Consider the following 6,246-nt stretch of genomic DNA (forward strand, 5'->3'; position numbering starts at 1 on the left):
CCCCCGCCAGGAGGGTTCCCGCGACGCCGCCGAAGACCTGCGCGGTGAGGTAGACGCCGAAATCGGGCGACGAGAGGCCGGTACGGGCGCGCCGCCCGAGTATCCAGTCGGCGAGCGAGACGACGGGGTTGAAGTGCGCGCCGGACACCGGGCCGAGCATGAGGATCAGCACGGCGAGCCCGAGCGCCGTGGTCAGGCTGTTCTGGAGGAGCTGCAGCCCCACATCATCCGGCGACAGACGCTGCGCGGCGATCCCGGAACCCACGACGACGGTGACGAGGAGGCCCGTTCCCAGGAACTCTGCGGCGGCCCGGCGCAGAACGGGAGGTGTCGCCGCGGACGGCCGCGGAGGGGTCGGGGTGTTCACGGGTTCATCTTGACCCGCGAGTGGTAATTCAGTCAATATTGATTCAATGAACGTAGAGCGAATGGACTCCGTCGAGGAGCGGGCGGCACGGCACGCCGCCCTCGGCGATGTGTCGCGGCTACGGATCGTCGACCTCCTGACCCTCGGCGATCTCTCGCCGTCCGAGATCCGGACCGCCCTGGGGATGCCGGGGAATCTCGTGGCTCATCACGTCAAGGTTCTCGAGGCCGCGGGCATGGTCGCCCGGTCGCGGTCCGAGGCGGACAGGCGACGCAGCTACATCCACCTGACCGACACCGCGCTGGAAGGCCTGACGCCCGGCCGGGTCGAACGGGCGAGCCGAGTGGTGTTCGTCTGCACCGCGAACTCGGCGAGATCCCAGTTGGCCGCCGCCCTGTGGTCGACCCGCAGCAGCATCCCCGCGGCATCCGCCGGCACGCACCCCGCCGAGAGGATCGCCCCGGGTGCCGTGGCGACGGCCGACCGTCACGCCCTCGCGCTGCCCGACGGATCCCCGCAGACGCTGAGCGCCGTCCTCACGGACTCGGATTTCATCGTCACCGTCTGCGACAACGCGCACGAGGAGATCGGCGTGGGCGGGCACCTGCACTGGTCGATTCCCGACCCCGTGCGGGTGGGCACCGATGACGCTTTCGATACCGCCTACGCCGAGCTCGAGCGCCGCATCGCGGACCTCGCCCCTCGGCTCTCCGCCCGATGACCCCCGCAGAAAGAAGACCCGTGACCGAGAACACCCCCACCGTTCTGTTCATCTGCCAGCACAACGCCGGCCGCTCCCAGCTCGGCGCCGCCCTCCTGGAGCACCTGGGCGGCGACCGATTCCTCGCCTCGTCGGCGGGGCTGTCGCCCGCCGACGAGGTGAACCCCGCGGTCGCCGCGACGGTCGCCGAGTGGGGCATGGACATCACCGACCGCGTGCCTCGCGCCGTCACCACGGACGACCTCGCGCAGGCCGACGTCGTGGTTCTGATGAAGCCCGGCCTCGACCTCCCGTCCACGCCGCGCGGCGAGGTTCTGGAGTGGGCGTTCCCGAACCCCGAGTCGTGGGATGCCGAGGCCGTGCGGCCCCTGCGCGAAGCCGTCGCGGAGAAGATCCGGTCGACCCTCCTGGTGCGCTGAGCACGCGGGGCGCGGCGCCCGTGCGCCCGCCCCCGTGTTTCGTCAGACGGCCGCTGGAGCGCGACCGATCTGGAGCACCTGGGCCGGCGGAGCGCAGCACGCGCCGCCGAGGGACGCGCCGGACGCGTCGAACAGGCCCGCCCCACCGCACACCCCGGTGTCGGGCAGGACGAGCTCCACCCGCCGCGCGGCCTCGTGGTCTCCCGCGATCTTGGCCACCACGCTGCGGACCTGCTCGTACCCGGTGAGAGCGAGGAATGTCGGTGCGCGACCGTACGACTTCGCGCCCACGAGGTAGAAGTCCGGTTCGGGGTGGGCGAGGTCTGCGGCCCCGGTCGCCGCGACCGATCCGCAGGAGTGCACGTTCGGGTCGACCTCGGCGGCGATCCGCACGGGTGCCTGCAAGGTCGGGTCCAGCTCCAACCGAAGCTCCGACAGGAACGAAAGATCGGGCCGGAACCCCGTCAGCACCACCACGCGATCGGCGGTGAGCGTGCGCCCGTCCTCCGCGATCAACGTCGGCCTCTCGGCATCCGTCCGCACGCGCTCGACGCGGAACCCCGTGACGAGCGTCACCAATCCGGCATCCACGAGTTCCTTGGCGCGGATGCCGAGAGCCCCGCGCGCCGGGAGTCGATCGGCCACCCCGCCCCCGAACGTGGTGTCGGCGCCGGCGCGGCGCAGGGCCCACGTCACCGCGGTGTCGGGGTCGCGGCGGGCCATCCGGGCGAGGGCGAGGACGGCCGTGAGCGCCGAGTGTCCGGAACCGATCACGACGGTGTGCTTCCCCTCGAAGCCCTCGCGGTCGCGGAAGTCCGGGATGCGGAAGGTGAGCAGGCTGCCCGCGGCCTCCTCTCCGAGCGCGGGCAGTCCGTCGGCTCCCGCGGGGTTCGGTGACGACCACGTCCCCGAGGCGTCGATGATGGCGCGGGCCTCCAGGCGGTACTCCTCGTCGTCGGAGGGCCGCACGTGCACGGTGAACGGCTGGTCCCCGCGACCCGCGTCGACGAGGCGGTCACGGCCCCGGCGCGACACTCCGACGACCCGGGCGCCGTACCGCACGCGGTCACCCAGTTCGGCGGCGAGCGGGGCGAGGTACCTCTCGATCCACTGTGCCCCGGTCGGGTATCCGGTCGTCGGGGCCGTCCAGCCGGTGGGTGCGAGAATCCGCGACGCGGCCGCATCGACCAGTTCCGGCCACTCCGAGAACAGCCGGACGTGACCCCACTCGGACACCGCCGCGGCGGGCCCGGCTCCGGCCTCGAGCACGACGACCGGCACGTCTCGCTCCACCAGATGCGCCGCGGCTGCCAGCCCCTGCGGACCGGCGCCGATCACGGCGACAGGGAGATGGTTCCTGCTCACGTTCGCTCCTCGTGCAGTGATGGTCATCAATAGATCGAGGTTCTTCGATGTATCGACAAATGTCAATGCGTCGTGCCAGGATCGATACGTGCCCGCGACTCTTCCTCTCCGTCCCGTCGACGCCGACGTGTGCTGCTCAGCGGTGACCGGAGGCGTGCTGTCCGCGGAGGAAGCGGAGGGGATCGCACGCACGTTCAAGGCCTTGGGCGACCCCACCCGCGTGCGCTTGCTGTCCCTGATCGCCGCATCGAGCGGGGGCGAGGCGTGCATCTGCGACCTCACCGAACCCGTCGGACTCTCGCAGCCCACCGTGTCGCACCACATGAAGCTGCTCGTCGACGCCGGACTCGCGACCCGCGAACAGCGCGGCCGCTGGGCCTACTACCGCGTCGTCACCGAGGCGCTCGAGCGGGCCGCGTCCGCCCTGCGCCCCTGATCCCGTTCGCGTGCGCCGGATCGGCGAGACTGCACGCGCCTGACTGATCCATTGCAGGCTGCGGCGGTTTCGTCGGGCGGATGCAGTCTCGCGGGGTCAGCGGGCCGCGCGTCGGGGCTTATCCCGCAACTCGCCGCGGAACGCAATCCCTCTCTGCGCGATCCGGCCCGGTGGGACCCTGGTGCCCCCGAACACCAGAAAGGACTGGGACGATGTCCGACACCACCGCATCCACCGACCCGTTCGCCACCCCCTCCGGCCCCGAGGGCCACTCGATCACCGACTGGACCGACCTCGGTCGCGAGATGTGGTCGTACCTCACCGGCCGCGGCGCCGCGGTCAACTACTCCTTCGTCGACATGACTATCGAGGTCCCGCGCGACATCGGCCCCGACGCGCCCCGCGCGACGTGGAAGCTCAACGGCACCCTCCGCGTCACGACGAGCGACGACACCGCGCCGGGCTCCGACCCGTACCGCGGCAACTGAGGGCGGGCGCCGTCATGGTGCGCCTCGACATCGATCTCGCCTTCTCGGAGGAGGAGGCGGGGAGGGATGCCACCCTGCCCCCGTTCGAGGGTACGATCACCGCCGCGGGGTCCGAGGTCCGGGTGAAGATCAGCGATCCGTCCCGGCTGCCCGGGAACGGCCGTCGCACGCTGGCCGAGCTCTCCACGGTCGCCGATGCGCTCGCGAAGCGGGGGATATCGGTGTGCGTGGAGGGGCCGGACGGCCCGATCCTCCACCTGGGCGAGGTCAAGAGCAGCGTCCTCCAGCGGGTCGTGACGGGCTCGCCGCACATCCGCCTCGGGTCGGTCGCGGCGCTGGCCCCGCTGCTCACCCGTCGGAAGGACGGGAAGACGGTCGCCTTCCCTGTGCCGCCCGGCACACCGCTGCCGCTGGTGCCGACCGTGAACCGCGTCGTGCGCCGCCGCATCACCACGACGCACTACACCCCGGGGTCGGGACGCCCGCGGTTGATCTTCGCCGTGGGCTCAGCGAACTACACGGGCATGAGGCCGCGCGAATTCGATCTGCTGCCGACGAAGACGGTCATCGGGTCCGGCGACGAAGCCGATCTGCGTCTCCCCGGCCTCGCCCCGATCCACGCCGAGATCCGTCACGAAGGCGACGACGAATACGTCCTGTACGGCTTCGATGTGGTCGGCGGCGGCGGTGCCGCGGTCGAAGGGCGCCGCGGCAACGGCCGCATCCTCCGCACCGGTGCGCGCATCGAGCTGGGGGACTGGCGTCTGGCGTACTTCCGCGCGGAGTGGGCCGATCACGGTCGCCCCTACGGCGGACGCGTCGGCGGCGAGCTCGCGCGCCAGCGCAAGCAACCCCCGCGCGGAGGCCGCGGCCCGCTGGCCTCGGCATCCGATCCGGATTGACGACGCCCGGAAGCGCCGAGACGGCATCCGCCTGACGAACCCGCTGCACGCTGCAACGGAGATGTCGGGCGGATGCCGTCTCGGCATCCGGGGTGTCGGCCCCGGCCTTATGCCGTGAAGACGATCGTGTGGTTGCCGTGGCGGATGATGCGATCCTCGGCGTGCCACAGCACGGCGCGCGAGAGCACCTGGCGTTCGACGTCGGCGCCGCGGCGCGCGAGCTCGGCGGCGGAGTCGGCGTGGGTCACGCGGATCGTGTCCTGCTCGATGATCGGCCCCTCGTCGAGGTCGCCGGTGACGTAGTGCGACGTCGCGCCGATGAGCTTGACGCCGCGCTCCTTCGCCTTCTTGTACGGCTCCGCGCCGATGAAGGCGGGGAGGAACGAGTGGTGGATGTTGATCACCGGCACCCCGATCTTCTCGAGGAACTCCGGCGAGAGGATCTGCATGTAGCGGGCCAGGACGACGAAGTCGACGTTGCCGACGAGCAGCTCGAGGATGCGGGCCTCGGATGCCGACTTGTCGGGGCCGGGGGTCGACGGGACGTGGAAGAACGGCACGCCGAACGAGCGGACGTCGTCGGCCGAGGTCGTGTGGTTGGACACGACCATCGGGATGCTCACGGGCAGGTCGCCGCGGCGGTGGCGCCACAGCAGGTCGAGCAGGCAGTGGTCCTGCTTCGACGCCAGGATCGCCATGCGCTTCGGCGTCGCGAGGTCGGTGAGCTTCCATTCCAGCTCGAAGCCGTCGCGGAGCGTCCGGTGGAGATCGGCCTGGATCTCGGGGAGGGATACCGCGAGGTCGGGGCGGTGGAACACCACCCGCTGGAAGTAGGCCCCGCCGCGCGTGCCGTCGGAGTACTGGTCGAAGGCGACGATGTTGCCACCCTGCCGGGCGATGAGCGCGGAGACCGCGGCGATGATGCCGGGGGTGTCGCTGCCGTGGACGATGAGGCACGCGTGATCGGGCTGCAGGTGGGGGCTCGCGGAGACCATCGGACCATTCTGCCGTGCCCGGGTGGCCTCGGCGGACACCGTCGCTCCGTGCGGGGCGGCGTCTGTGGCCCCGGGGCCACGCGCGACGCCCCGGGGCCACGTGCGTCGCGCCACACACTCACAGCCGGATGACGAGCTTGGATGCCGAGACCCCGGCGCGCTGTCGGTCGAGCGCTGCCTGCAGGTCCCCCAGGCCCTCGCCCACGACGACCGGCTCCGGCATCGGCCGCAGGTCCCCTACTGCCAACGCGCGCGGGATCACCTCGCCCCACAGGGCCGGGCCGACCGCGTCGTCGCGCAGACTGCTGCCCCACACGAGCCCGGCGCGGATGCCGGCACGCCGGGCGCGCAGCATCGACCGGGCCGTGCCGAGGCCGATGCGCGTGAACACCGGGAGCATCGCGGGGAAGAGACGTCGCCGTCCCACGAGGTCGGCGAGCGACACGGGGGTGCTGGCCAGCGCGAGCCGGGTCCCGCCGGTGCGGCGGAGCACCTCGATGCACGGGCCGGCCGACCCGGCCCCGAGAGCGACCGCCCCCGCGACGGGGCGGCC

Annotated in this window: 8 protein-coding genes and 1 pseudogene; 5 read left to right on the plus strand and 4 right to left on the minus strand. The window is 71.9% G+C overall.

Annotation, left to right across the window (positions count from 1 at the left end):
- A partial coding sequence (locus D8Y23_RS15920; protein ID WP_240663934.1) for an aquaporin occupies nucleotides 1-367 on the minus strand: 367 nt, incomplete at its 3' end.
- 46 nt (nucleotides 368-413) lie between these two features.
- Between D8Y23_RS15920 and D8Y23_RS15925 the strand changes: the two genes are divergently transcribed.
- Nucleotides 414-1,088: a MarR family transcriptional regulator gene (locus tag D8Y23_RS15925; RefSeq protein WP_128219023.1), complete on the plus strand. Its 675-nt coding sequence runs from the start codon at nucleotides 414-416 to the stop codon at nucleotides 1,086-1,088.
- A 20-nt stretch (nucleotides 1,089-1,108) separates the two neighbouring features.
- Entirely contained in the window at nucleotides 1,109-1,507 is a 399-nt protein-coding gene (locus D8Y23_RS15930; RefSeq protein WP_128219024.1) for a low molecular weight phosphatase family protein, read from the plus strand.
- A gap of 42 nt (nucleotides 1,508-1,549) precedes the next feature.
- Here the strand turns inward: D8Y23_RS15930 and D8Y23_RS15935 are convergent, their stop codons facing one another.
- Entirely contained in the window at nucleotides 1,550-2,899 is a 1,350-nt protein-coding gene (locus tag D8Y23_RS15935; protein ID WP_128219025.1) for an NAD(P)-binding domain-containing protein, read from the minus strand.
- A gap of 61 nt (nucleotides 2,900-2,960) precedes the next feature.
- Here D8Y23_RS15935 and D8Y23_RS15940 point away from each other — a divergent pair, with 61 nt between their 5' ends.
- From D8Y23_RS15940 to D8Y23_RS15950, 3 genes are all read left to right on the plus strand, one after another.
- A complete protein-coding gene (locus tag D8Y23_RS15940) occupies nucleotides 2,961-3,308 on the plus strand; it encodes an ArsR/SmtB family transcription factor (protein WP_428844486.1) in 348 nt (115 codons plus the stop codon).
- A gap of 212 nt (nucleotides 3,309-3,520) precedes the next feature.
- Nucleotides 3,521-3,796 (plus strand): hypothetical protein, encoded by a 276-nt coding sequence (locus D8Y23_RS15945; RefSeq protein ID WP_128219026.1) that lies wholly within the window; start codon nucleotides 3,521-3,523, stop codon nucleotides 3,794-3,796.
- Nucleotides 3,797-3,810: 14 nt separating this feature from the next.
- Nucleotides 3,811-4,698 carry an FHA domain-containing protein gene (locus tag D8Y23_RS15950; protein WP_240663936.1) on the plus strand — a complete coding sequence of 296 codons (888 nt, stop codon included), beginning with the start codon at nucleotides 3,811-3,813 and terminating at the stop codon, nucleotides 4,696-4,698.
- A 107-nt stretch (nucleotides 4,699-4,805) separates the two neighbouring features.
- Here D8Y23_RS15950 and purU read toward each other — a convergent pair whose 3' ends face one another.
- Both purU and D8Y23_RS16895 read right to left on the minus strand, forming a co-directional pair.
- Entirely contained in the window at nucleotides 4,806-5,693 is an 888-nt protein-coding gene (gene purU, locus D8Y23_RS15955; RefSeq protein ID WP_128219027.1) for a formyltetrahydrofolate deformylase, read from the minus strand.
- Nucleotides 5,694-5,811: 118 nt separating this feature from the next.
- A pseudogene (locus D8Y23_RS16895) lies at nucleotides 5,812-6,246 on the minus strand (zinc-binding alcohol dehydrogenase family protein); the annotation flags it as partial.

It is taken from the genome of Microbacterium enclense (genome assembly GCF_004022425.1).
Lineage (GTDB): Bacteria > Actinomycetota > Actinomycetes > Actinomycetales > Microbacteriaceae > Microbacterium > Microbacterium enclense_A.